The organism is Roseimarinus sediminis (assembly GCF_050433125.1).
GTDB lineage: Bacteria > Bacteroidota > Bacteroidia > Bacteroidales > Prolixibacteraceae > Roseimarinus > Roseimarinus sediminis.
Map to the genome: position 1 here is coordinate 101,398 of NZ_JBNPXV010000002.1, position 23,826 is coordinate 125,223.

General features: G+C 43.8%; 21 protein-coding genes. 6 read left to right on the forward strand and 15 right to left on the reverse strand.

Going from position 1 to position 23,826, the window contains the following annotated elements; translation table 11 throughout:
* Positions 1-6: 6 nt before the first annotated feature.
* Positions 7-1,923: a 30S ribosomal protein S1 gene (gene rpsA / locus FHS86_RS03440; protein WP_429411166.1), complete on the reverse strand. Its 1,917-nt coding sequence runs from the start codon at positions 1,921-1,923 to the stop codon at positions 7-9.
* 374 nt (positions 1,924-2,297) lie between these two features.
* Between rpsA and rfbD the strand changes: the two genes are divergently transcribed.
* Positions 2,298-3,173: a dTDP-4-dehydrorhamnose reductase gene (gene rfbD / locus FHS86_RS03445; RefSeq protein ID WP_429411168.1), complete on the forward strand. Its 876-nt coding sequence runs from the start codon at positions 2,298-2,300 to the stop codon at positions 3,171-3,173.
* Positions 3,174-3,179: 6 nt separating this feature from the next.
* Positions 3,180-4,925, forward strand: coding sequence for a phospho-sugar mutase (locus FHS86_RS03450; RefSeq protein WP_429411171.1), 1,746 nt, complete (start codon positions 3,180-3,182; stop codon positions 4,923-4,925).
* A 68-nt stretch (positions 4,926-4,993) separates the two neighbouring features.
* Here FHS86_RS03450 and FHS86_RS03455 read toward each other — a convergent pair whose 3' ends face one another.
* Genes FHS86_RS03455 through FHS86_RS03465 form a run of 3 tightly spaced genes read right to left on the reverse strand, consistent with a single transcriptional unit; the run spans position 4,994 to position 8,155 of the window.
* Complete coding sequence (locus FHS86_RS03455; protein WP_429411173.1) at positions 4,994-7,279, reverse strand: FAD-dependent oxidoreductase; 2,286 nt, start codon at positions 7,277-7,279, stop codon at positions 4,994-4,996.
* 49 nt (positions 7,280-7,328) lie between these two features.
* Positions 7,329-7,748, reverse strand: coding sequence for a thioredoxin (gene trxA / locus FHS86_RS03460; protein ID WP_429411175.1), 420 nt, complete (start codon positions 7,746-7,748; stop codon positions 7,329-7,331).
* 32 nt (positions 7,749-7,780) lie between these two features.
* Entirely contained in the window at positions 7,781-8,155 is a 375-nt protein-coding gene (locus FHS86_RS03465; protein WP_429411177.1) for a thioredoxin, read from the reverse strand.
* A 149-nt stretch (positions 8,156-8,304) separates the two neighbouring features.
* Between FHS86_RS03465 and FHS86_RS03470 the strand changes: the two genes are divergently transcribed.
* The gene (locus tag FHS86_RS03470; protein ID WP_429411179.1) at positions 8,305-9,000 is read left to right on the forward strand and encodes a Crp/Fnr family transcriptional regulator; all 696 of its coding nucleotides are present in this window, start codon (positions 8,305-8,307) and stop codon (positions 8,998-9,000) included.
* A 60-nt stretch (positions 9,001-9,060) separates the two neighbouring features.
* Here FHS86_RS03470 and FHS86_RS03475 read toward each other — a convergent pair whose 3' ends face one another.
* The 4 genes from FHS86_RS03475 to FHS86_RS03490 all read right to left on the reverse strand — a co-directional run bounded on the left by FHS86_RS03475 (position 9,061) and on the right by FHS86_RS03490 (position 11,855).
* A complete protein-coding gene (locus tag FHS86_RS03475; RefSeq protein WP_429411180.1) occupies positions 9,061-9,717 on the reverse strand; it encodes an NAD(P)H-dependent oxidoreductase in 657 nt (218 codons plus the stop codon).
* Positions 9,718-9,755: 38 nt separating this feature from the next.
* Entirely contained in the window at positions 9,756-10,154 is a 399-nt protein-coding gene (locus tag FHS86_RS03480) for a hypothetical protein (RefSeq protein WP_429411182.1), read from the reverse strand.
* A 15-nt stretch (positions 10,155-10,169) separates the two neighbouring features.
* A complete protein-coding gene (locus FHS86_RS03485) occupies positions 10,170-10,349 on the reverse strand; it encodes a hypothetical protein (protein ID WP_429411184.1) in 180 nt (59 codons plus the stop codon).
* A 105-nt stretch (positions 10,350-10,454) separates the two neighbouring features.
* A complete protein-coding gene (locus tag FHS86_RS03490; RefSeq protein WP_429411186.1) occupies positions 10,455-11,855 on the reverse strand; it encodes an MBL fold metallo-hydrolase RNA specificity domain-containing protein in 1,401 nt (466 codons plus the stop codon).
* Positions 11,856-12,041: 186 nt separating this feature from the next.
* Here FHS86_RS03490 and sfsA point away from each other — a divergent pair, with 186 nt between their 5' ends.
* Positions 12,042-12,734 (forward strand): DNA/RNA nuclease SfsA, encoded by a 693-nt coding sequence (gene sfsA / locus FHS86_RS03495; RefSeq protein WP_429411188.1) that lies wholly within the window; start codon positions 12,042-12,044, stop codon positions 12,732-12,734.
* A gap of 232 nt (positions 12,735-12,966) precedes the next feature.
* On the forward strand, positions 12,967-14,343 hold the full coding sequence (locus FHS86_RS03500; RefSeq protein ID WP_429411190.1) for a tryptophanase: 1,377 nt from the start codon (positions 12,967-12,969) through the stop codon (positions 14,341-14,343).
* On the opposite strand, the gene FHS86_RS03505 is transcribed toward FHS86_RS03500, so the two are convergent.
* From FHS86_RS03505 to xerD, 5 genes are all read right to left on the reverse strand, one after another.
* Positions 14,340-15,158: a tetratricopeptide repeat protein gene (locus tag FHS86_RS03505; protein WP_429411192.1), complete on the reverse strand. Its 819-nt coding sequence runs from the start codon at positions 15,156-15,158 to the stop codon at positions 14,340-14,342. The genes FHS86_RS03500 and FHS86_RS03505 overlap by 4 nt on opposite strands.
* Positions 15,159-16,008: 850 nt before the next feature.
* On the reverse strand, positions 16,009-16,557 hold the full coding sequence (locus FHS86_RS03510) for a hypothetical protein (RefSeq protein WP_429411194.1): 549 nt from the start codon (positions 16,555-16,557) through the stop codon (positions 16,009-16,011).
* On the reverse strand, positions 16,541-17,059 hold the full coding sequence (locus FHS86_RS03515; protein WP_429411196.1) for a hypothetical protein: 519 nt from the start codon (positions 17,057-17,059) through the stop codon (positions 16,541-16,543). Before FHS86_RS03515 ends, FHS86_RS03510 begins: the two co-directional genes overlap by 17 nt.
* Positions 17,060-17,153: 94 nt before the next feature.
* Complete coding sequence (pckA, locus tag FHS86_RS03520; RefSeq protein WP_429411198.1) at positions 17,154-18,761, reverse strand: phosphoenolpyruvate carboxykinase (ATP); 1,608 nt, start codon at positions 18,759-18,761, stop codon at positions 17,154-17,156.
* 253 nt (positions 18,762-19,014) lie between these two features.
* Positions 19,015-19,914: a site-specific tyrosine recombinase XerD gene (gene xerD / locus FHS86_RS03525; RefSeq protein ID WP_429411200.1), complete on the reverse strand. Its 900-nt coding sequence runs from the start codon at positions 19,912-19,914 to the stop codon at positions 19,015-19,017.
* Positions 19,915-20,044: 130 nt separating this feature from the next.
* Here xerD and aroQ point away from each other — a divergent pair, with 130 nt between their 5' ends.
* Positions 20,045-20,461, forward strand: a complete 417-nt coding sequence (gene aroQ, locus FHS86_RS03530) for a type II 3-dehydroquinate dehydratase (protein ID WP_429411202.1) — start codon at positions 20,045-20,047, stop codon at positions 20,459-20,461.
* Here the strand turns inward: aroQ and FHS86_RS03535 are convergent.
* Both FHS86_RS03535 and FHS86_RS03540 read right to left on the reverse strand, forming a co-directional pair.
* Positions 20,458-21,093, reverse strand: coding sequence for a LolA family protein (locus FHS86_RS03535; protein WP_429411204.1), 636 nt, complete (start codon positions 21,091-21,093; stop codon positions 20,458-20,460). The genes aroQ and FHS86_RS03535 overlap by 4 nt on opposite strands.
* A 45-nt stretch (positions 21,094-21,138) precedes the next feature.
* Complete coding sequence (locus FHS86_RS03540; protein WP_429411206.1) at positions 21,139-23,646, reverse strand: FtsK/SpoIIIE family DNA translocase; 2,508 nt, start codon at positions 23,644-23,646, stop codon at positions 21,139-21,141.
* Positions 23,647-23,826: the final 180 nt, after the last annotated feature.

The window sequence follows — 23,826 nt, forward strand, 5'->3', positions numbered from 1 at the left end:
AGAAAATTACTTTTTGTCTTTTTCTTCTTTTTCCATTTGTGTTTTCAAGGCAGCAAGATCAGAAATATCACCAAGGGTTGTTTTTTCAACGTTTTCATTTACGTTCTTCATTGCCTTGGCAGTTTGCTGATTTTGTGTGCGTTTGCTGTCTTTCTCTTCGGCGCGTTTTACATCTTCCCAAACACGTGAGTGGGAAAGGATGATGCGCTTGGCCGATTTTGAGAATTCAATCACCTTGAATGGAAGTTTGTCTTCAACTGCCACATTCGATCCGTCTTCCTTGGTCAGGTGACGAGGAGTTGCAAATCCTTCAACACCGTATGGAAGGGCAATAACAGCACCTTTGTCGAACAGGTCAACAATGGTTCCTTCGTGGATCGAATCAACAGTAAAAATGGTTTCGAATACATCCCATGGGTTTTCTTCGAGTTGCTTGTGACCAAGGCTCAAACGACGGTTTTCCTTGTCGATGTCAAGAACAACCACTTCGATGTCTTCACCAATTGAAGTGAATTCTGAAGGGTGTTTGATCTTTTTGGTCCAGCTCAGGTCGCTGATGTGGATGAGTCCGTCAACACCTTCAACAATTTCTACAAAAACACCGAAGTTGGTGAAGTTGCGTACTTTTGCCTTGTGTTTTGAACCAACAGCATACAGCTCTTCGATTTTTTCCCATGGATCGGGGTGAAGTTGTTTGATTCCCAGTGACATCTTGCGCTCTTCACGGTCGAGTGTCAGGATTTGTGCTTCTACCTCATCGCCAACGGCCAGGAAGTCCTGGGCACTGCGCAGGTGCTGGCTCCAGCTCATTTCTGAAACGTGGATCAGACCTTCAACTCCGGCAGCAATCTCAACAAATGCACCATAGTCGGCCAGTACCACTACTTTGCCTTTTACGGTGTCACCTACCTTAAGTTCGGTGTCGAGGTTGTCCCATGGGTGAGGAGTGAGTTGTTTCAATCCAAGGGCAATGCGTTTTTTCTCATCATCGAAGTCGAGGATGACCACATTGATTTTTTGATCGAGCTCAACAATTTCGTTGGGGTGTGAAACACGTCCCCAGCTCAGGTCGGTAATGTGGATCAGGCCGTCGACGCCACCCAGGTCGATAAATACACCATACGAAGTGATGTTTTTAACGGTACCTTCAAGGATCTGACCTTTCTCAAGTTTCGAGATGATTTCTTTTTTCTGTTGCTCCAGTTCTGCTTCAATAAGTGCTTTGTGTGAAACAACAACGTTGCGGAATTCGTGGTTGATTTTTACCACTTTGAATTCCATGTTCTTGCCAACATAAATATCGTAGTCGCGAATTGGTTTCACATCGATTTGTGAGCCGGGAAGGAAGGCTTCAATGCCAAATACATCGACAATCATACCACCTTTGGTGCGGCACTTGATGTAACCTTTGATTACTTCGTCCTTTTCGAGGGCTTCGTTTACACGATCCCATGAACGGAGTGCGCGTGCTTTTTTGTGTGAAAGTGTTAATTGTCCCTTTCTGTCCTCAAGGCTTTCTACGTATACTTCTACGGTATCGCCTACAGATAACTCAGGATTGTAACGGAATTCATTGAGACTGACAATACCATCCGACTTATAGCCAATGTTAACAACAACTTCGCGTTTGTTCATCGAAATAACACTGCCGTCAACTACTTCTTTCTCCTGGATGGTCGAAAGTGTATTGTCGTAAAGTGATTCGAACTCCTGGCGCTTCGATTCGCTGTAAACATTCTTTTTATTGCTCAGGTTTTCCCAGTCAAAGTCTTCATCAGCTTCTGCCACCGGATCGACCTGACGTGGTTTTTCCTGTACTTTTTCTTCGGCAGGTGCTGCTTCTTCTTTGCTTACTTCTTGTTGAACTTCAGTGTTTTCTGTAACTTCGTTCTGTTCAGCATTTTCTTTTTGTTCTTCAATCATTGAATTGTCTTAATTTAATGTGTTAGACTTTATATTGCTTTACATTTTGCGCGGCAAAAGTATAATTTAATAGTTAATAATCAAAAGGTTTAGACCATATTTTTGATGCGGACAAAATAAAAGCGGATGAAAGATCAGACTTTAACAGAATGGTTTTTTTTTTATTCCTTTTACGAAAAAATATTTGACAATATGCAATTAAATTACACCTTTGTTCAGGATGATGTTTTATAAGATGTCACAATAAACAGGATTTTTTCAAATTCTCTGCTAAATTTTGATTGGAAATTACCTGAAAATGACATTCATTTGTGTAGAAAAGACAAATGAGTACCATTTGCAGGCCATAGTTAAGATAACTTTATTATTAAGAAATGAACAGTAAAATATTAGTAACAGGAGCAAACGGACAGTTGGGAAACGAGCTCAGGAGGTTGTGTAAGAATTTTCCGGGTCTGGAGTTTATTTTTACCGATGTTGATATGTTGGATATTACGAATCCCGATGCCGTATCGGTATTTATGGAAGCAAGTAAGCCGGCCATTGTGGTTAATTGCGCTGCCTATACCGATGTTGATAAAGCCGAGGAGGATGTCAAAAACGCCCGTAAGGTGAATGCATTGGCTCCCCAGGTTTTGGCAGCCGCCTGTGCTATGCAGAATGCCTTCCTGATTCATGTTTCCACCGATTATGTTTTTGATGGTACTTCGACCGTCCCTTATACCGAAGAAGATGAACCCAATCCGCAATCGGTTTACGGAAGCTCAAAACTTGAGGGAGAAGAAAAAATCAGAACCGTTTTCGACGATTATGTTATTATTCGTACTTCATGGTTGTATTCCGAATATGGAAGTAATTTCCTGAGAAAAATACTGGCACTTGGTGCCGATCGTGAGCAGATTGAAGTCGTGGATGATCAAATTGGATCTCCAACCTATGCCCGTGATCTGGCCAATTGCATCATCGACATCATCATTAAATCGATATTGAATCCGCAGGCGTATTTGCCTGGTATTTACCATTACGCCAACCAGGGAACCTGCTCATGGGCTGGTTTTACAAAAGAAATTTTCGAACAGGCCGGAGTCGATTGTGAAGTGATTCCCGTGAGTTCCGATAAATTTCCAACCAAAGCCAAGCGGCCCGCCTACTCGGTACTCGATACCAGTAAAGTGCGTCAGTCATTTGGCATTGGAATTCCTAACTGGCGCGACAGCCTTAAAGAATGTATTGGAAAATTAAATCGTTAATGTAATATGGAAAATAAGGAACTGCTGGCCCTGGTTGAAGAAAATGCAAAGAAGTGGCTCAGTGATACTTTTGATCAGGATACCCGTAATGAGGTTCAGGCAATGCTCAGCAATGAGGATAAAACTGAACTGATCAATTCATTTTACCGTGATTTGGAATTTGGTACAGGTGGTTTGCGGGGCATCATGGGGGCCGGTACCAACCGCATGAATATTTATACCGTTGGAGCTGCCACTCAGGGACTCTCGAATTATTTGAAAAAGGCATTTGCCGATCTCGATGAAATTAAGGTGGCCATTGGTCACGACTGTCGTAACAACAGCCGTAAATTTGCCGAAGCTTCAGCCCGTATTTTCGCTGCCAACGGCTTTAAAGTATATCTTTTCGAAGATCTGCGTCCAACCCCTGAGTTGTCGTTTGCCATAAGAGAACTGGGATGTCAGAGTGGGATTATTCTTACTGCATCGCATAACCCCAAAGCTTACAATGGTTATAAGGCGTACTGGAACGATGGATCACAAATTGTGGCTCCACACGACGAACTGATTGTTGAAGAAGTCAGAAAAGTAAAGGTTGAAGCGATTCAATGGGATGGCAGCGATGATCAAATCATTTCGCTGGGTGAGGAATTCGACCAGAAATTTATTGAAAAGGCGGTATCGGTCGTAATTAATCCGGAGCTGGTAAAAAAGCAAAGCAATCTGAAGATTGTTTATACTCCGATTCACGGAACAGGTGTAAAACTGGTTCCCGATGCCTTGAAGGCAGCCGGATTTGAACAGATCATTCACGTGCCCGAACAGGATGTGGTAAGCGGCGATTTTCCAACTGTGGTGTCACCCAATCCCGAAGAGCCTGCAGCCATGGATATGGCTATAAAAAAGGCCATTGAAAGCGATGCCGACATTGTGATGGCTACTGACCCCGATGCCGACCGCATTGGCGTTTGTACCAAAAACGACCAGGGAGAATGGATCATCATTAACGGAAACCAGACAGCCCTGCTGTTTTTGTATTACATTATTACACAGTACAAGGCACTTGGGAAACTCAAAGGAAATGAATTTGTGGTGAAAACCATTGTTACCTCCGAACTGATAGCCGAAATTGCCCGCAAAAACAAGATCGAATATTTCGACTGTTATACAGGTTTCAAGTTCATTGCCGAAGTAATTCGTGATAACGAAGGAAGTAAAAAATACATTGGCGGTGGCGAGGAAAGTTTTGGATTTATGCCGGCCGACTTTGTTAGAGACAAAGATGCTGTTTCATCCATTGTTCTGATGGCAGAAATTGCTGCCTGGGCCAAGGAGCAGGGACAGTCGCTTTACGATTTGCTGAAGGCCATTTATGTTGAATACGGATTTTCGAAAGAAAAGATGAAGTACATTGTTCGCGAAGGTCAGCAGGGCGCAGTCGAAATCGAAAATATGATGAAGAAGTTCCGTTCAGCTCCGCCTCAGGAACTGGGAGGTTCAAAGCTTGAGTTGGTGAAGGATTATAGTACCCTGCTTGCAAAAAATGTTTTGACCGGAAAGGAAGAAAAAATCAATCAGAAAGTTACTTCCAATGTCCTTCAGTTTTTTACCGAAGATGGAACCAAAATATCGGTTCGTCCTTCGGGAACAGAACCTAAAATCAAATTTTACATCGAAGTGAAAGCACCGCTCGGTAAGGTCGAAGACTTTGATGCGGTGAATAAAACTGCAGAGGAAAAAATAGATCAGGTGATGGAGCAGCTGGTTGGCTGATCCTTTCTATAAAGCACAAAAAAACCGCCCTGATTCAGAGCGGTTTTTTTTGTGCTTTATTATCTTATTTAGCGCGACATCATCATGTGCATGATTCCACCGCCATTTTTCACTTTGGTATATCCCATCTGTTGTAAAATGCGCTGACCATAAGCCGATCGTGCACCCGATGCACAATAGAGTGTAATTTCTCTCGATTTGCTTCCCAGTTCATCAAGGCGCATTTGCAGTTCATCGAGCGGTATATTAACGGCTCCCGGATAGGCACCACCATGGAATTCTTCGGCTGTACGAACATCGACCACCAGCGGTTCGTTCGAAGGCTGAGCTTTTTGATTCTGCTGAGCATTCCGGCTCATCATCATCTGGTTGATGCCGCCACCATTCTTCACCTTCATGTAACCAATCTGCATCAGTACCCGCTGGGCATAGGCTGAACGGGCACCAGTTGCACAGTAAACAACAATTTCGCGCGATGCATTGTTGCCCAGCTCTTCAAAACGATAATTGAGTTCATCGAGCGGAATGTTGATGGCACCCGGGTAGGCTCCTTCGGCAAACTCTTCGGGTGTACGAACATCAACCACAATGGGTTCGTTGCTGTTGCTCACTTTTGCAGTGCTTTGTTCTTCAGCAGCTGCTGTTTCTTCCTCGAGCGACTTTTCCTCAATGGGTAGCAATTCAATTTCTAGATTTTGGAAACCCAGGGTGCGGGCATGCCGTTGCAGCGAAGTATGTCCTCCCGAAATATTGATCACCTGATCGAATCCTGCTCCCTTTAAGGTACGGAGGGCCTGGTGACCTTTTTTACCACTTTCGTCGTATACAATCAGTAAACGGTTTTCAGGAAGGGTATTTAATTTTTGTGGCAGGATCTCAAGCGGCAAATGCAAGGCTCCTTCGATGTGAGATTTTTCAAAGGCAAATACATCGCGTACATCGATGAATACCGGATTCTTTCCGGCAACAAAGGCATCGAGTTCGCTGGCAGTGAGCGATGGACTAAAGCCGGTCATTTTGTTCTCGGCCGTATAAGCAGCCATGTTCAAGGCGTCGTTTGCAGTACCAATCGGCGGTGAATAGGCAAAGTCGATATCGGCCAGGTCGCTCACCTTTAAGCGGGCTGCCGTGGCAGTGGCCAGCACGTCGAGGCGCTTGTCGGCACCCTTGTAGCCGGCTGTTTGTCCCCCCAGAATGGTCCCGTCGTTTTTGTCGTACACCAGCAGGGTGCTAACTGTTTCGGCACCCGGATAGTAGGAGGTGTGGTGTTCTTTGTGCACTACCACTGCATCGGCATCGATGCCGGCAGCACGCGCTTGTTTCAACGATAAGCCGGTAGTTCCTGCTACTGCTTCAAAAACCCTTACCACCGAAGTGCCAATGGCTCCTTTGTAGGCATGATTTCCACCCAGGGCATTCTCGGCTGCAATACGTCCCTGGCGGTTGGCCGGCCCGGCAAGCGGGATACGTACTTTGATACCATTTACACGGTGCTCAATTTCCACCATGTCGCCACCTGCATAAATGTCAGGATCGGAAGTTTGCAGATTGGAATTAACGAGTAAACCACCAGCGTCACCCAGCTCTAGTCCGGCATCTTTTGCCAGCTGCAGGGTAGGGCGTACCCCGATTGAAAGCAATACCATGTCGGCATCGAGCAACTTTCCGTTGTTGAGGCTAACCGAAGTACTGTTGATGGCACTTACTCCGGCATTGGTATGTACACCCACTCCGTACGACAAGAGTTCGTTTTCGATGAAACCGGCTGTTTCGGCTTCCATCAGCGACATCACATGGGGCATCATTTCCACCACATCGACCTTTAAGCCTCTTTTTACAAGCGCTTCAACCATTTCGAGACCAATAAAACCCCCTCCAACAACAACTGCCTTTTTGGGCTGACGTTTTTCAATGAAGTCAGAAATTTTGTCCATGTCTTCAAGGGTCCATAGCGTAAACACATGGTCGTTGCCGGCTCCCGGAAGATCGGGCTTTACCGGACGTCCACCCTGAGCCAGGATCAGTTTGCTGTATTCAAATATCAGTTCTTTCCCGCTTTGGGTGTTGCGTGCCTTGATGGTGCGATTTTCGCGGTCGATGGTACTTACTGCTGTGTTGGTATACACATCTACATCGTATTGCTCCTTGAAGCTTTCGGGACTTTGTAAAATCAGCTTCGAACGGCTTTTAATGTCGCCTCCGATGTAGTAGGGCAGGCCACAATTGGCAAACGAAACATCGGGTCCGGCTTCAAGCATTACAATTTCGGCAGAAGAGGAAATGCGACGTGCCTTGGCTGCTGCGGTAGCACCGGCTGCAACTCCTCCTATGATTACAATTTTTTCTTTTTCCATTTTTATTCTCTTTTATTACGAAACAATCTTGTTTTATCGATTATGGTTGTTACTGTGCTTTCTGTATTTCATTAATAAGAAAATCTTTGTTTTTTACTCCAACAAAGCGTTTGATCTCTTTCCCGTTTTTGAAAAGAATGAGCGTTGGAATGCTTCTCACCCTGAATTGCTGTGCCAGCGACTGGTACTTTTCAATGTCTACTTTTCCAACCAGCGCATTTCCTTCGAGATTTTCAGCTACTTCGTTTAAAACCGGTGCCATCAAACGACAGGGGGCACACCATGCTGCCCAAAAGTCGACCAGCATTATTTTATTTTTAGTTTTCAGTGCAAAGTTTTTATCACTCAGGGTGACAATCTTCTGATGATCGTCGACCAGAGGAGCATTCTTAATTTTTCGCATGGCAAACCAGCGTAGTGCGATGAACAGAACAACGAGGCTGCCTAAAATCAGTAGTACAATTTTCATATCTTTTTCTTTTGTTTTATTCTTAAATCAATTTATACCTTGGCCATCGAATTGCTTACCGGCTGCAATTCAAACAGCGATTCGATCAGGCTTGTAATTTGTTCGCTACTTTGATTGCCGGCAGTATGGTGAATCATAAGGCCGTTTTGATAGTAGAATATCAAGGGCAGTTGAAGCGGGGCGCCGGCTCCTGCTAATTCACACAAAAATGCCGATTCAGGATTATCGTATTCCATATCAAAAAATTTTACTTCGGGATAAAACACCTGTAATTGTTCGGCAATCCGGTAAACAGGAATCGAATAAGTGCCCATGCGGCCACAAATGATGATCACCTTGCTGTGTTCATTAATTATGTCCTGATGAACCTGTTCTGTTTCGATATGTTTTAAGTTCGTGTAAAGCATCTTTACTTTTATTAATCCGACGGTGCAAAAATACAGCCGCCAGGGCAGCCGTGAAAGCAAAAGCGTAGCGGGTACAGCAAGCTATTAATTGAATTGCGACAACTTTTTTATTGATATAATTCTAACTTTACCGAACAAAAGAAGAATAGATGAAAACCATCATTTCGACCGACAGCGATTTTATCTGTGACATCCAGGCTCCCTGTTTTCAAACCTTATCGGCCAGTGAGGTTGATTTGGTTCGCAACAGTAAAACCCAGATTTTATTTCGAAAAGGCGATAACCTGACCAAGCAGGGGGCATTTACCTCGTATACCCTGTTTGTAATTAAAGGAATTGCCCGGCAATACATCGAGGATGACGGGCAGAAAAGTCACAATTTAAGGATCATTCAACCGGGTGAATTTGTTGGCCTTTCAGCGGTCTTTTCCAGCAAGCATTTTGATTATTCATCGGTGGCGATCACCGATTGTCAGGTATTTCTAATCGAGAATGAGGCAATTAACCAGGTGTGTAATCAGAATGGTGAGTTTGCCATGAGCATTTCGAAACGTTATTTTGAACAGAATGTTAATTTGTATGATAAGCTGCGTAAGCTGTTGTACAAGCAAATGAATGGCCGAATGGCCGAAACCCTGCTTTATCTCGATTCGCTGAGGAATGAACACAGTGATCTATTTCAATTGCTCACGCGTAAAGAAATTGCTGATTTTGCCGGGGTATCAACCGAAAGTGCAGTGAAGCTGCTTAAGCGCTTCGAAAAAGATGGTCTGATTGAACTGAATGAAAAAGACATACACATAGTGAATCATCAAAGTTTGATGGAAATAAGCAGGCACGGTTAAAGTCGTTTCCCGTAGATCGGCTTTCTTCTAAATCTTTCAATAATTATCGTATTAAATATCTTAAGCGTAAGGTTGAGCAAAGCGCTGTTCATATACCTTGTTTTTTTTCAGTTGCTGATCCCAGTATTGATTGGCCAGGCCGGTTTTGAGCATCAGTCTGTACCCGAATTTTCGTGCTGCACTCATGCGGTAGGGCTTTGCCAGTTTTTCAACAAGGTCGGTATTGAACGCTCCATTCAGCGCAAAACAATGTCCCAACTCTAAAAAGCTTCGGTATACTTTCCGGGTCATCCACGGGGGCATTACCTGAATGCCTTCGATGCCTCCCCTGATTACTGTGCCGAGGTACTGACAGCCCAAACGATGCCTTAGCTTTTCGAGGTATTGTTTTACAAAAATGGAATGATAGGCTTCGGGAAAACCTGACTGAACAATGAAGCCGATTTTCTTGTCTTTCAAATGAAGTGGCTCAAGCGATTCAAAAAACAGTTTAACCTGGCCGGGCATGGCATCGGTATAAAGCGGAAAGATTATCAGCACGAAGTCGGCTGCTTTTATTGCCCGGAGGTGTTCCTCCGTTTTCGCAGTTGCTGCCAGATAATGAACAGGAGTGTTATTGTTAGCGTAATCATGGTATCCTTTTAAAAATTGCTCAATTAATAGTGTTGAGTTACTCTTGGTTCCGCGAGGTGAACCGTTGAAGATCGTTAGTTTCATTTTGTATTATTTCAATTTAAAAATTCACGGTTTTATTCTTAAACGGTTTGCAGAATCTGATGATGAGACGATTTGAGCTTCATTTCAGTTGCCTGCTCTTCGATTTCGGAGATCAGTTCGTTCATGGACCGCAATGTGTTTGAGAAAAGTGAAAGGCGTGTTTTCAGGTTCAGGGCCATTCGTTCGTACAAGATTCGGGTAATGCGGAGGTCTTCCTCATCGGCATCGTCAGGATCAACAATTAGTCCCAGCAAGGGGTAGGCGTCGTAACGCGCCATATGGTGGCATTCCCCCTGAACCAGTTCACCGTAAGGATGAACCAGCGGGATGCTGCGGTCGTTCACTGTTTTCAGTAAACTTGAAACAAAGCCCATTATTAAAGGGGAATAATGCAGTACCAGATCAGCCTGCAAATAGCTTCGGTACAACCCTGGCATGTCGTCGTGATGGACTCAGCGGCCGGGCGTTTTCAACCAGCAATTCCAGCAACCGTTGCAATAGTTGACTTTCTTTTCACTGATTTTGAATATAAATACTTCATGGCCCCTGCGCTTCAGCTCCAGGGCCATATCGTTTGTGAAATGCTGTTTTTGGGCAGTAGGCAGATTTCCATCTACTATCGTAATCTTCATGGCTTCGTTTTTTTAACAAAACCAAAAGTAGGCTGAAATGGAGCCAATTGCTTCTTCTTATCGGTAAAACGACGGAAACTTTAGGCCATTCAACTTAAATACATTTTATAAAGCAAACCAGTTTCCCTTTTCGGGAATTTCTACATTGGAAAATCCGTCTTTTTCAAGATGTTCTTTGTAGGCAAGCTGTGCTTCGTATTCTCCATGAACAATGAAGGTCTTTTTAATTTCTTCCTTGTTCTGACAGTTGAGAAATTCAATCATTTCTTTATAATCGCCATGACCACTGTAGGCATCAATGCGGAAGACTTCGGCCCGCACCGGATATACGTTGCCATGAATCGATACCTCTTCGGCTCCCCTCAATATTTTTGCTCCCAGGGTACGGGGAGCACAATAACCCACCGCCAGAATGGTGTTTCGTTGATTGCTGATGGTGTTGGCCAAATGGTGTTTTACGCGGCCTGCTTCCATCATGCCCGAAGCGGCGATGATTACACAGGGCTCTTTCCGCTCGTTGATTCTTTTTGATTCACTTACACTGCGGGTGTAGTAAAGGCGGTTAAAACCAAAGGGATCGGGGTCGAAATGCATTTCGTCGAGCAGGGCATCGTTAAAGCACTCGGGATGCATACGGAAAACTTCGGTGGCATTAATGGCCAGCGGACTGTCGACAAAGATGTCGATACGTGGAAGTTTCCCTTCGTTGAATAACTGGTTCAGGGTGTACACAATTTCCTGGGTGCGCCCCACGCTGAACGATGGAATGACCAGTTTTCCTTTTTTCTCAATACAGGTGTGTTTGATTATTCTTAACAAATCCTCGCGGGCCGATTGCTGGTCTTTGTGCAGGCGATCGCCATAAGTGGCTTCGGTTATCAGGTAGTCGCACTGCCTGAAGATTGCCGGGGGACTGAGTATTTTGTTGTTTTTCCGTCCTATATCTCCTGTATAGGCAATGCGTTTTAAGCCGTCGCTTTCGTTTACTTCCAAAAAAGCAACGCCGCTTCCCAGCATGTGGCCGGTGTTGGTAAAGCGTACTTTGATATTTTCATCGATGTAGAATTTACGTTCGTAAGCAATACCAATAAAGAGTTCCATACATTTTTGCGCATCTTTTTTGGTGTAAATGGGCTCCACCGGTGGCAAGCCGCGGGCAGCCAGCTTTTTGTTGTACTGAACGGTATCGGCTTCATGAATGGCTCCCGAATCGGCCAGCATGATGGCACACAAATCACGGGTGGCATTGGTGCAAATTACCGAGCCTCTGAAACCCAGCTTGTAAACGTAGGGAATCAAACCCGAATGGTCGATGTGGGCATGTGTCAGAACAATGTGGTCGATTTCTTTTGGGTCGAAACCCAGCTCACGGTTCAGGCTGTCGGTTTCCATTCCTTTACCCTGATACAGTCCGCAGTCGAACAGTATTTTTTTATCTTTCTGTGTAATAATAAGATGTTTGCTTCCGGTTACTTCGCGGGCGGCACCTAAAAATTTTATGATCATGACAGGTAGTTTTAGTGAGTAAAGTGCAGATTAAGTTAAGAAATTTATTGTTAAGAACGAGAAGTAGGAGCAAAATAGTGTTTCAACTGTTGGGAAAACTGGTATTTTTATGATTTCAGATTTGCAGGATGACAGTTAAGCTTATTCAATCAAGCAATTATTGATTCATTCATTGAAATAGTAACAATGGAGTTCAAAAGCGATTTAATACATGGAAAACTGATCAGGCGCTACAAGCGCTTTCTGGCCGATATTGAGCTTGACGATGGAACAAGGGTTGTCGCTCATTGCACCAATTCGGGCAGCATGAAAAGCTGTATCGAGGAGGGAGCCGAAGTGTATCTGTCACCGGCTGCCGACCCTAAACGCAAAACCCGTTATACCTGGGAAATGATTAAAATCAATGCAAAATGGGTGGGCATTAATACCCTTGTTCCTAATCAGCTGGCTTTTGAAGCGCTTAGTAAAAAGCTGATTCCCGGACTTGATCGATATGATTTCGTTAAGCGGGAAGTCAAATGGGGTGACAGTCGTTTCGATTTGATGGCCACCAACGAAGAAGAAAGTTGCTTCGTCGAAGTGAAAAATGTGACCATGAAAGTGGGCGATGCCGCGCTTTTCCCCGATGCTGTTACCAGCAGGGGATTGAAACATCTCGAAACCTTAATCAGGGTGAAAGCCGAAGGCATGCGTGCTGTAATGCTGTACATTGTTCAGCGGAGCGATGTGAGCCATTTCGGGCCTGCCGAAGTAATTGACCCCGATTATGCTAAGGGTTTACGAAAAGCTGCGGCTGCCGGTGTTGAGCTGTTCGCAGTGCAGGCCCTGGTAAGTCCGTCGGAGATTACGCTTGGCCGGCGCCTGCCGGTGGTTTTGTAAGCAATTGAATGGATGCTCCCTGAAGCCTAAAAGCATTTGCAAAAGCCCAACTGATGTTTGTCATCGCATTCCACCAGCAAAGCTTTTAACTTTACGCAAAATCATATCATACAACCATGAGGTTGCAGATTAAAATTCTACATCGCTTCGAATGCATTAAAAGGCGGGATGCTTTTAATGGATAATTGATTGTGCAGTTTTCAATTAATTTTTTTCATTAAAAGACTTTAGCATGGAATTACCATTCGCCGAATCGTATCGTATCAAAATGGTGGAGCCCATTTATCGCAGCACCCGCGAAGAGCGGGTTCAGTGGCTCGCCGAAGCCAAATACAACCTCTTTAAATTGCCGAGTGAAAGAGTATTCATCGACTTGCTGACCGACTCAGGTACGGGAGCCATGAGCAAAAACCAGTGGGCGGCCATGATGCAGGCCGACGAAAGCTATGCCGGGGCAAAAAGCTTTTACCGTATGCGCGATGCCGTTCACAACATCATGGGTTTCGAGCATGTGTTACCGGCCCATCAGGGGCGGGCTGCCGAAAATGTACTTTTTTCAACCTTCATTAAAGCCGGCGACATTGTTCCCGGCAACTCCCACTTCGATACCACCAAGGGTCACATCGAATTCCGGAAAGCTACAGCCATCGATTGTACCATCGATGAAGCTTTTGACATTAGCAATCCACATCGTTTTAAAGGAAATGTTGATCTTCAGAAACTGAAGGCCGTGATAGAAGAGCACGGTGCCGAAAAAATTCCGATGATCATCTTAACTGTAACCTGTAATTCATCGGGCGGGCAGCCGGTGTCGATTGACAACATGAAGGCCGTTTACGAACTGGCACATCGCCATAACATTCCGGTTTGTTACGATTCGGCACGCTTTGCCGAGAATGCTTACTTTATCAAAGAAAGGGAAGCAGGATATGAACAGCACAGCATCAAGGAAATTGTGCGTGAAATGTACCGCTATGCCGACATGGCAACCATGAGCTCGAAGAAGGATGCCATTGTCAATATCGGTGGTTTTATGGCATTTAAAGATGAAAGCCATTACCGGCAGGCTTCAACCTACGACATTATGTTTGAGGGCTATGTTACCTACGGCGGCATGGCGGGTCGCGACATGGAGGCACTGGCTGCGGGACTCGACGAAGGGACGGAATTCGATTACCTGCAAACCCGCATCAATCAGGTGCATTATCTGGGACGGAAACTTAGCGAGGCCGGAATTCCCGTTCAGCAACCCTATGGCGGCCATGCCATTTTTGTCGATGCCAAAGCCTTTCTGCACAAGGTGCCCCGCGAAGAATATGTGGCACAAACCCTGGCCTGCATTCTGTATCTCGAAGCAGGAGTGAGGGCTGTTGAAATCGGCACCCTGTTGGCCGACCGTGACCCGGTGACGCGCGAAAACCGTTATCCGAGATTGGAGTTGCTGCGCCTTGCCATTCCGCGCAGGGTGTATACCAATTTGCACATGGATGTTGTGGTAGCCGGCTTAAAAAATATATACGAGCAACGCGATACCATTACTACCGGACTACGCATCACCAGCGAAGCACCCATTCTTCGCCACTTCACGGTAGAGCTGGCAAAAGTTTAGGGCTTGCCGGCTTGATCGAGTTGGGATGATAGCCAGGTCGTGAATTTCAAATTTTCTTCCTGGTTTTCTTCTAACCAGCTGATGCTTTCATCGTAAACCGATACTGAGATGTGATGACAAAATGGCTTAACATAACCGGAATGTGCCATTTCATGGAAGAATGGTATATAAAACTCCCACCAAAAGCCTGAGTCAGACTTGATGTTCCAGAGCGTGTTAAAAAGTTGATTGCTGTATTTGATAAATAATTCCATTTCCGAAAAATCATTTTTCGCATAAGCTAGTGAATTACGATAGTCAAGCATCATCATTTCAGCCGTGATAAAACCTGTATCTTCTTTATCCATTCTGATAGTTATATTCGTTGTTTGATCGGGAGTATCCGAAAAGCTATTGTTGGTAAGGTTTTGTAAATCCTGACGGGCATCTGAAGCTCTTTTTGAATCGAATTCTAAGATTAAAAAGAAATACAAGGGTAGCATTGCTTTTAATCTTGACTCTTTTCGAATCATTATTTTGCTTAAAATCAGATGGCTGTCTGTGTGCAGGGGGTTGATTGTAAGTGCTTTAATTGCGGAATTATATGCTTTGTCAATTTTGTTTTTTCGAAAACAAGTAAGGGCATGATGATAGTAAATCAGATGGTTGTCGGAATTTACCATTGCCTTTTCAAAAGTTCTGATTGCTTTGTTGTATCTGCCTTTCTCTCGTAAATTAATTCCGTCATGCATTAAGTCTTCATTTGCCTTATTCTGTGCATAAACTGAGTTGAATAGTAAAATAAGCAGCAGAGTAAAAATCCGGTTCATTTTCATATTATGGGGATTTGATGCTTACATAATGATTTTTTAGTATTGTTGTAAAAGTAAAAAATATTATAGTATGCAAACAGCAGCTCTGTGACAAGATATCAAAAAAATGTTTAATTGAAACTTTATCACTGGGATTGCTATGAATGGGTTACGTTACTATGGCAATTGGTTTTGAAAATGTAATGGTCTCACCATTTCTAAAACCTGGAATAAAGTAAAATTTTAATTTTGCTGAAGGCAAGCCCTTAATAAAACAAAAATGCGTTTGAAACATTACCTTCTGACCAAAAGCTCGCTAAAATAACGCTAAAGCTCAACTCAACGCTTGTTGAGACCTGAAAGAAGTATTTTTTGATCCAACAAAACGTGTTGACGCCTGAAAGACGTCTTTTTGGCTTCGCGAAACGTGTTGAGACGCTCAGAAAAATTATTTCAACATTCAACACATAAAAAGTTGCCGGAAAGAATTATTTCAGGCAACTTTTTATGTGTTGTAAGCAAAAAATCGTTCTTGCAGGTCCGAAGAAAAATATTTTCCTGCTTTAGAACTCTTTCAGCGAACTCGCGATGGTGTAAGCGCCAAAAAGAGCTCTTTCTGCTAACTTTTTTGCTGTGATGCCAGTTCATACGTCAAAAATAAGCCACGAGGTGTGTTGCTGTCGATTTAAAAGTATTTCAGCTAAGTTGTGCTGTGGAGATGAAAAAATGGGAATATTTTAATCGTAAGTTTTTTAGTATCAATTCATCTTTGCGTCCTGGCGCCTTTGCGTGAAAAAAAGCACGCAAAGACGCCAGGGCGCAAAGTTTGAGTTTAAAAGTAAGGTTTTGAACCTTGTTGTCCTTCCTTTAAGCACTACAACCACACATACAGAATCAGCAGAACAAAACCTGCTAACAGGTACCATTTTCCACTGCCTGTCAGCCCTTTTTTCCCTCTTACCATGAAAATGCCCGACAAGGCCAGAAAAATCATGCCAAATGCAAAAAAGTCGGCAGGGGCTGTCCAGTGGTTTTTCTGGTTGTAATGAAGTTTGTTGAAAAAATAGATCAAAGGTTTCTTTTGGTAGATTTCGAAGGTGAGCTGCCCCGTTTCAGGAACATAACTTCCTACACCACCTTGCAGAAAAAGCTGGTAGCGCTGGGTAGTTGGAAGGACTTTATTAAGCGTATAGGTAGCAAATTCTTTTTGAAAGGCAGTCGTCAGTTCGCTAACAGTGAGCAGCGGGGGCAGTTGTTCTTCGAACGAAATTGTTTTGAAAGCAGGATCTTCGCTGGTCTTTTTGTGGTTCAGGATAAAACCTGAAATGCCATACACCAGGGTGAGGCCGACAACAAAAAAGCCCAGGTCGCGGTGTAGCAACCTGAGCCATTTTCGTAAATTTTTCTTATTGAGCCAATTCATAAGCACTTCCTTCAACATAGTAAATGGCATAATAATCTTTGCCATGTTCCTTCATCCAGGCTCTCATTTTGTTGATGTTGGACATTTCGGCGCTACAGGTTTCTCCGTCGCTTTCGGCATCTTCGGGGTGTTTCTCCAGCACTTCCACCTCCATCTCATCGATTTCGGCAGCACTCAGGCGGTTTTCCTTCAATATCCCCTTAACAACAATGGTGGTACCCATGAGCTCTTTGCTAAAGCTTTCAATTGCTCCGCCTGCTTCCACCCTGATGGAGTATTCGCCGGTAGAGTCGATCAGGAAGCAACGGCGGCCCGAATGGGAGCAAACGTGGTTGACGGTGCCGCTAAGGCTGATGCTTTGGTCGATTTGCTGGTCAACACTGGCAAGTAAGCCGGCAACATCGAGGCTTTGTTCAGCCGAAGTGTTTTGGCTTTTATTCTGATTGCAGGCTGATAAAAGCACTAATGCAATGAATAAGCTTAGTATAAAAGTTCTTTTCATGGTGTTGTTGGTTTTTGTTGGCCACTAAAGTAATAAAATGGAACAAAAAAAACCCGGTCAGGAACCGGGTTTTAAGTATTTAAATTGTGAATGTTTAGTCGAGCTGTGGTCCTGCTGCAACCAGGGCTTTTCCTTCTTCGTTGTCGGTATATTTTTCGAAATTCTTGATAAAACGACTGGCCAGATCCCTGGCTTTTTCTTCCCATTGTGATGCGTCGGCATACGTGTCGCGTGGGTCGAGGATGTTGGGATCAACATCGTGCAGGGCTGTTGGTACTTTAAGGTTGAAAATTGGAATTTGCTTGGTCGCTGCTTTTTCGATTGAACCGTCGAGGATTGCATCGATGATACCACGGGTATCTTTAATCGAAATGCGTTTTCCTGTTCCGTTCCATCCCGTATTCACCAGGTAAGCTTCTGCTCCGTGTTCTTCCATTTTCTTTACCAGTTCTTCGCCGTATTTGGTTGGGTGAAGTGAAAGGAAAGCGGCACCAAAACAAGCTGAGAAGGTAGGTTGTGGAGTGGTTACGCCACGCTCTGTTCCCGCCAGTTTGGCTGTGAAGCCCGAAAGAAAATGGTATTTGGTTTGCTCAGGAGTCAGTTTTGAAACCGGAGGCATTACACCAAATGCATCGGCAGTAAGAAAAATGACCTTGTTGGCATGTCCGGCTTTCGAAACGGGTTTAACAATGTTTTCGATGTGGTAAATAGGATACGATACACGGGTGTTTTCGGTTACCGAGTTATCGTCGAAGTCAATCTTACCGTTTTGGTCAACCGTTACATTTTCTAACAAAGCGTTGCGTTTGATGGCTGCATAAATGTCCGGTTCCGATTCTTTGTCGAGGTGAATGGTTTTTGCATAACATCCGCCTTCGAAGTTGAAGATGCCGTCGTTGTCCCATCCGTGTTCATCGTCGCCAATCAGTTTGCGTTTGGGGTCGGTCGAAAGGGTTGTTTTTCCGGTGCCCGAAAGGCCGAAGAAAATGGCTACATCGCCGTCCTGTCCCACGTTGGCCGAGCAGTGCATCGAGGCCATTCCGTTTAGCGGCAGGTAGTAGTTCATCATGGCAAACATTCCTTTTTTCATTTCGCCACCATACCAGCTGCCACCCACAACATGCATTTTTTCTGTCAGGTTGAAAACAGTGTAAACTTCTGAGTTCAGACCATGTTCTTTCCATTTTGGGTTGGTCGTTTTCGAAGCGTTCAACGACACGAAATCAGGCTCGCCATAGTTGGCTAGTTCTTCTTCAGTTGGACGAATAAACATGTTTTTTACGAAGTGTGCCTGCCAGGCTACTTCCATGATGAAACGAACTTTTAAACGTGAATCTTCGTTGGCACCACAAAAAGTATCAACAACATACAATTTCTTTCCCGAAAGTTGTTTGGTGGTGATTTCTTTTAAATCGTTCCATACTTCGGGTGATGTTGGTTTGTTGTCGTTTGGAGCTTTCGGACTGTTCCACCAGATGGTGTTTTTGGTTGTTTCATCCTCGACAATGTATTTGTCCTTTGGTGAGCGTCCGGTAAATACACCCGTCATAACGTTAACAGCATCGAGCTCAGTGAGGTAGCCTTTCTCGAATCCTTCGAGCCCCGGCTTCATTTCTTCTTCAAAAAGCTGTTCATACGACGGGTTATGCACAATTTCCTTTACAGCAGTAATCCCGTACTTACTTAAATCTAGATTTGACATTGTATGGTAGTTTATAGATGATTAAGAATTGAGGCTTGTGCCTCACCAACAAATTTAATTTAATTAAGCTTAAAACGGGTTCAATCGAAATCGCATGGCAGGAGTGCTTACCTTATTGAGGTAAACATAAAATACAAAATGGTAATAAATTATTGGAGGTGAGTTGCTTGTTTGGGTGCAAAAAGTTCAGGAAGGCATGTTAAATTTTAGTTAAAAAACATGCCTTCCTGTATGAAAGTATCTAAATAGTACACTATGATCGTGGATGGAACTGATTGATGGTATCTTTAAGGTATTCACGATCAAGGTGTGTATAAATCTCCGTAGTTAAAATTGATTCATGTCCAAGCATCTCCTGTACGGCTCTGAGGTCGGCACCACCATCGATCAGGTGCGTAGCAAAGGAATGACGGAAAGTGTGAGGACTGATTTTTTTATTGAGGTTTAATTTACCGGCAAGATTTTTTATGATCGTAAAAATCATCACCCTGCTTAGTTTTTGTCCGCGTCGGTTAAGGAAAAGTATGTCTTCAGCACCATGAACAATTTTCAGGGTCTTACGATAACCTTCGAGGTATTTTTTAATTTCCAGCATGGCTCTTTCGCTGATTGGCACGAGCCTTTCCTTATCGCCTTTTCCTTCAATTTTGATATAGCCCTGTTCAAAAAACAGGTTGCTAACTTTGAGGTTGACCAGTTCGGAGACTCTGAGCCCGCAGCTGTATAAGGTTTCAAGGATGGCCTTGTTGCGTTGCCCTTCGGGTTTGTCGACATCGATGGCATCAATCAGTCCGTCAATCTCATCGGTACTGAGTACATCGGGCAGTTTGCGTCCTATTTTAGGCGATTCGAGCAATGCAGTCGGATCACTGTTGATTTTTTCTTCGATCAACAGGTATTTGTAGTACGATTTAATGCCAGATATGGTTCTGGCCTGGGTGCGCGGACTAACTCCTTTTTCGTTGAGCCACTCGATGAAGCTTTTTAAATGATTCAATTTGACCTTTTGTGGTGAAATGCCTTTGTAGCTTTGCTTTAAAAAGTCAAGCAGCTTGTTTATATCATTAATATATGCATTTATCGAGTTTTGAGAGAGCGCTTTCTCCAGACGCAGATACTCTTCAAATCCTTTGATGCTTTCTTCCCATTTCATATTATTTAATTTAATTGTTTATAAGATTAACAATAATAGATACTTTTGGTTCTTCAAAGCTTCAATATTTTTATGTTGCTTTGATTGACATTAATGAATTATTGATGAATGAGTTAAATTTGGTTTTAAGATGAAGATCATTATTATTAACGGGCCCAATCTGAATTTATTGGGTGTTCGGGAAAAGAGCATTTACGGAGATTCGGACTTTGAAAGCTTTTTTACCAGTCTTAAAAAGCGGTTTACGCAGCTTGAACTGGAATATTTTCAGTCGAATATTGAAGGCGAACTGATCGATCAATTGCATTCGACAGGTTTTTCTTACGACGGAATAATTCTCAATGCAGGCGCCTATACGCACACTTCTGTTGCACTTCGTGATGCTATTTCAGCCATTAAAACACCAGTTGTTGAAGTTCATATATCGAACATTCTAACCCGGGAGCATTTTAGACATGAGTCGGTGATTGGCCCTTCATGTAAAGGCAGCATTATGGGTTTTGGGCTCGATTCGTATCGTTTGGCGATTGAAAGCTTTTTACCTTAACGCATGTCGATTACGTCGACACCCGGGTACTCGCTGGTGTTAAAAGTAAAGGTTGAAGCCGGATAGGTCTTTTCGGTATTCATTTTTCGTATGACGATCTCATATTCATTTCCATCGTTAGCCATCATGGTGGCTTTGGCGATCTGGTAGTCGTCGCGATAAATTTCCAGAATCACCTTTGAAAATTCCTGTTCCTGCGTGGGGATCAGTTCAATCTGATATACCTTTCGCTGGTTGAACGATGCATCTCCCAGGTATTGATAGTTATATCCTTCTTCGTAAATGGTAAAAATGTTGGCCGGGTTGATGGTGCCTTCATCCTGATTTCCGGCATCTGAAATGTTCACTTCTCCGGCATCTTGCATATAGGTCCACTGGCTTTCACCATTATTGAAAATTTTAATACCGCTTAAGGAAAGCTGGTACTGGTTGTCCTGTATAATAATGTTTCCCTGGTTGCTTTCGTTGATATCGACCTCGCGGTTAATCATGTTAAAGTCGAAATCGGCAGTGATGCTTTTATAGCTTTTGGTTTGTTCCGAAACTTTATCCAGAATGGTTTTAGCCTGGTTGCTTTGGGCCGAAAGCTGAACTGAGACAAGTAATAGCAGGCATGCAAAAAATGTGTTCATTGTCGTATTTTTAAATAAATCTTGTTCTCTATTTATACTAATTTCTTAAAGCGTGTTCAATAATTGTTCCAAACTGTACTCGTCCTGAATAAGTACCCGTCGTGCTTTGCTGCCTTCGCTCGGGCCTACTATTCCGGCTGCTTCCAATTGATCCATTATTCGACCGGCCCTGTTGTAGCCAATCGAGAATTTACGCTGAATCATCGATGTTGAGCCTTGTTGGTTGAGCACTACCACTCTGGCGGCATCATCGAAAAATTCATCCCGGTTGTTCATGTCGACAGCGCCTGGGGCATCGCTTTCGTCGCCAACATATTCTGGCAGCAGGAAGGCGGTAGGATAGGCTTGCTGATTGGCGATGAATTCACAAATACTTTCCACTTCAGGGGTGTCGACCAGTGCACATTGTAATCGAACCACTTCACTTCCGGCAGCAAAAAGCATGTCGCCTTTTCCGATGAGCTGATTGGCACCCGACTGATCAAGTATGGTTCGGGAGTCGATCGATGAAGCTACCTTAAAGGCAATACGCGAAGGGAAATTGGCCTTGATAATGCCGGTAATGATGTTGGCCGAAGGACGCTGGGTGGCAATGATCATGTGGATGCCAACCGCCCTGGCCAGCTGGGCAATTCGTGCAATGGGAAGTTCAATTTCCTTGCCGGCCGTCATGATCAGATCGGCAAACTCGTCGACCACTACCACAATGTAAGGCAGAAAACGGTGACCCTTTTCAGGGTTCAGTTTGCGTTGAATGAATTTTTTATTGTATTCCTTGATGTTTCTGGCATGGGCTGTTTTAAGCAGGTCGTAACGCATGTCCATTTCAATGCCCACCGAGTTGAGCGTTGCTTTTACCTTCTCAAAATCGGTAATAATGGGTTCTTCGGCATCGGGTAATTTGGCCAGAAAATGATTCTCGATGGATGCATAAAGGTTTAGTTCCACCTTCTTGGGATCGATGAAGACAAATTTTACCTGTGAAGGGTGCTTCTTGTATAAAATAGAAGTAATGATAGCATTGAGTCCTACCGACTTACCTTGCCCGGTAGCACCAGCTACCAGAATGTGCGGCATTTTGGTGAGATCGAAAACAAAGGTTTCGTTCGAGATGGTACGCCCCATGGCAATGGGGAGCTCGGCAGTGGTTTCCTGGAATTTTTTTGATGAAATGATTGAGCGCATCGAAACCACCTGCGGGCTGCGGTTGGGAACTTCGATACCGATGGTTCCGCGACCCGGAATGGGCGCAATGATCCTGATTCCCAAAGCAGAAAGGCTTAGTGCGATATCGTCTTCGAGGTTTTTAATTTTTGAAATTCTGATTCCCTGTGCAGGAACAATTTCATAGAGTGTTACCGTAGGTCCGATTGTTGCCTTGATTTTGATAATCTCAATTTTGAAATTACGAAGGGTCTCAACAATGCGGTTTTTATTTTCAATTAGTTCGTCATCGCTTACTTCCGATTTCAAATGAGCATATTCTTCGAGCAGGTCAAGGGTGGGATATTTGTAATGCGACAAGTCAAGCGTCGGGTCATAGTCATCGAGCGGTTGATTTGAATATTCACCCTCTACCTCTTCTTTCTTTTCGACGGTCATTTCCAATTGATCGTCCTCGTCGTCCGATCGCAGGGTTTTGGTTTCGATTTGCTCCCCTTCACTTTGATCAGCCGCCTGATTGGTGCCTGGCTTGTGCACATTTTCATCTTCATGCTGTATGAGCTCTATTTCCCTAACATCATCCTCATTGGCTGTCTTCTCATTTGCACTTTCATCATCACTAAGAAAGATTTCATCGCCGTTCTCTTCCAGTGCAAATTTCTCAGTTGCTCTTTTGTCTTTTGCCCGGGCACTTTTAATTTCTTCTTTTTTAGCAAGAGTCGCAGGGTCATTGTTGTTGTCGAACAGTTCTCCTTCGGGGTTGCCTGGCTTTTTTCTAAAAAGATGAATGAAGCCATCCACTGCAAAAACCAGGTAGGATAAAATGCTTATTAAGAGAATGAAGAAGGTACCAATTTTCCCGCTTATTGAATTCAGCCATTGTGAAAGATGAAATCCATAACTTCCACCGGGATAAATATGCATGTCGTGGTAACGGCTTCCAAAAGCATAGCCCAGCATGACCGATAGCCACACAATGAGTAAAAGGGTTTTAATGGTTTTCGACAGCAGTGTTTTGATGTCGCGGTGCAGCAGGCGGAATCCGTACAAGGTCAATAAATAGATAAAAAGGAAGGAAGACAGACCAAACCATCGGTTGATAAACACATCGGCCAGCCAGGCGCCGGTTTTACCGGTTATGTTTTCAACTTTAATAGAAGCATCTTTGACCAACTGCCACCATTCAATTCCCAGTTTGCTCTGGTCGCTTGCGGCATTGAACAGGAAACTTCCAAAAGCAAAAAGCAGGTACATCGACAGGGCCAGTAAAACGAAACCTGTAATGAGTCGCAGTTGTTCCCTGCGAACCGGGTTTGGAGAACTGGTCTGCTTTGTTGGTCTTTTTTTGTCTTTCGGATTCGTAGCGCCTGCTTTTTTTTGTTTCGCCATGCTGCTTTTAATCGTTCTTTAATTTCGAATGCAAATTTATCAAAATAGATGAAACGAGCATGGCCGAATGCCATTCAAAAGCGGAGAGAATTTTCAACGCGGGTATTGATTGCGTATTTTAGGGCATTCGGCAGTTGAAATAAAATCAGTGACTTAGTGCATGTTTTTAAAGTATGGATA

Coding starts and splice junctions, on each gene's coding strand:
- rpsA (WP_429411166.1), bottom strand. CDS start 1,923: ATGATTGAAGAACAAAAAGAAAATGCTGAACAGAACGAAGTTACAGAA.
- rfbD (WP_429411168.1), top strand. CDS start 2,298: ATGAACAGTAAAATATTAGTAACAGGAGCAAACGGACAGTTGGGAAAC.
- FHS86_RS03450 (WP_429411171.1), top strand. CDS start 3,180: ATGGAAAATAAGGAACTGCTGGCCCTGGTTGAAGAAAATGCAAAGAAG.
- FHS86_RS03455 (WP_429411173.1), bottom strand. CDS start 7,279: ATGGAAAAAGAAAAAATTGTAATCATAGGAGGAGTTGCAGCCGGTGCT.
- trxA (WP_429411175.1), bottom strand. CDS start 7,748: ATGAAAATTGTACTACTGATTTTAGGCAGCCTCGTTGTTCTGTTCATC.
- FHS86_RS03465 (WP_429411177.1), bottom strand. CDS start 8,155: ATGCTTTACACGAACTTAAAACATATCGAAACAGAACAGGTTCATCAG.
- FHS86_RS03470 (WP_429411179.1), top strand. CDS start 8,305: ATGAAAACCATCATTTCGACCGACAGCGATTTTATCTGTGACATCCAG.
- FHS86_RS03475 (WP_429411180.1), bottom strand. CDS start 9,717: ATGAAACTAACGATCTTCAACGGTTCACCTCGCGGAACCAAGAGTAAC.
- FHS86_RS03480 (WP_429411182.1), bottom strand. CDS start 10,154: ATGCCAGGGTTGTACCGAAGCTATTTGCAGGCTGATCTGGTACTGCAT.
- FHS86_RS03485 (WP_429411184.1), bottom strand. CDS start 10,349: ATGAAGATTACGATAGTAGATGGAAATCTGCCTACTGCCCAAAAACAG.
- FHS86_RS03490 (WP_429411186.1), bottom strand. CDS start 11,855: ATGATCATAAAATTTTTAGGTGCCGCCCGCGAAGTAACCGGAAGCAAA.
- sfsA (WP_429411188.1), top strand. CDS start 12,042: ATGGAGTTCAAAAGCGATTTAATACATGGAAAACTGATCAGGCGCTAC.
- FHS86_RS03500 (WP_429411190.1), top strand. CDS start 12,967: ATGGAATTACCATTCGCCGAATCGTATCGTATCAAAATGGTGGAGCCC.
- FHS86_RS03505 (WP_429411192.1), bottom strand. CDS start 15,158: ATGAAAATGAACCGGATTTTTACTCTGCTGCTTATTTTACTATTCAAC.
- FHS86_RS03510 (WP_429411194.1), bottom strand. CDS start 16,557: ATGAATTGGCTCAATAAGAAAAATTTACGAAAATGGCTCAGGTTGCTA.
- FHS86_RS03515 (WP_429411196.1), bottom strand. CDS start 17,059: ATGAAAAGAACTTTTATACTAAGCTTATTCATTGCATTAGTGCTTTTA.
- pckA (WP_429411198.1), bottom strand. CDS start 18,761: ATGTCAAATCTAGATTTAAGTAAGTACGGGATTACTGCTGTAAAGGAA.
- xerD (WP_429411200.1), bottom strand. CDS start 19,914: ATGAAATGGGAAGAAAGCATCAAAGGATTTGAAGAGTATCTGCGTCTG.
- aroQ (WP_429411202.1), top strand. CDS start 20,045: ATGAAGATCATTATTATTAACGGGCCCAATCTGAATTTATTGGGTGTT.
- FHS86_RS03535 (WP_429411204.1), bottom strand. CDS start 21,093: ATGAACACATTTTTTGCATGCCTGCTATTACTTGTCTCAGTTCAGCTT.
- FHS86_RS03540 (WP_429411206.1), bottom strand. CDS start 23,646: ATGGCGAAACAAAAAAAAGCAGGCGCTACGAATCCGAAAGACAAAAAA.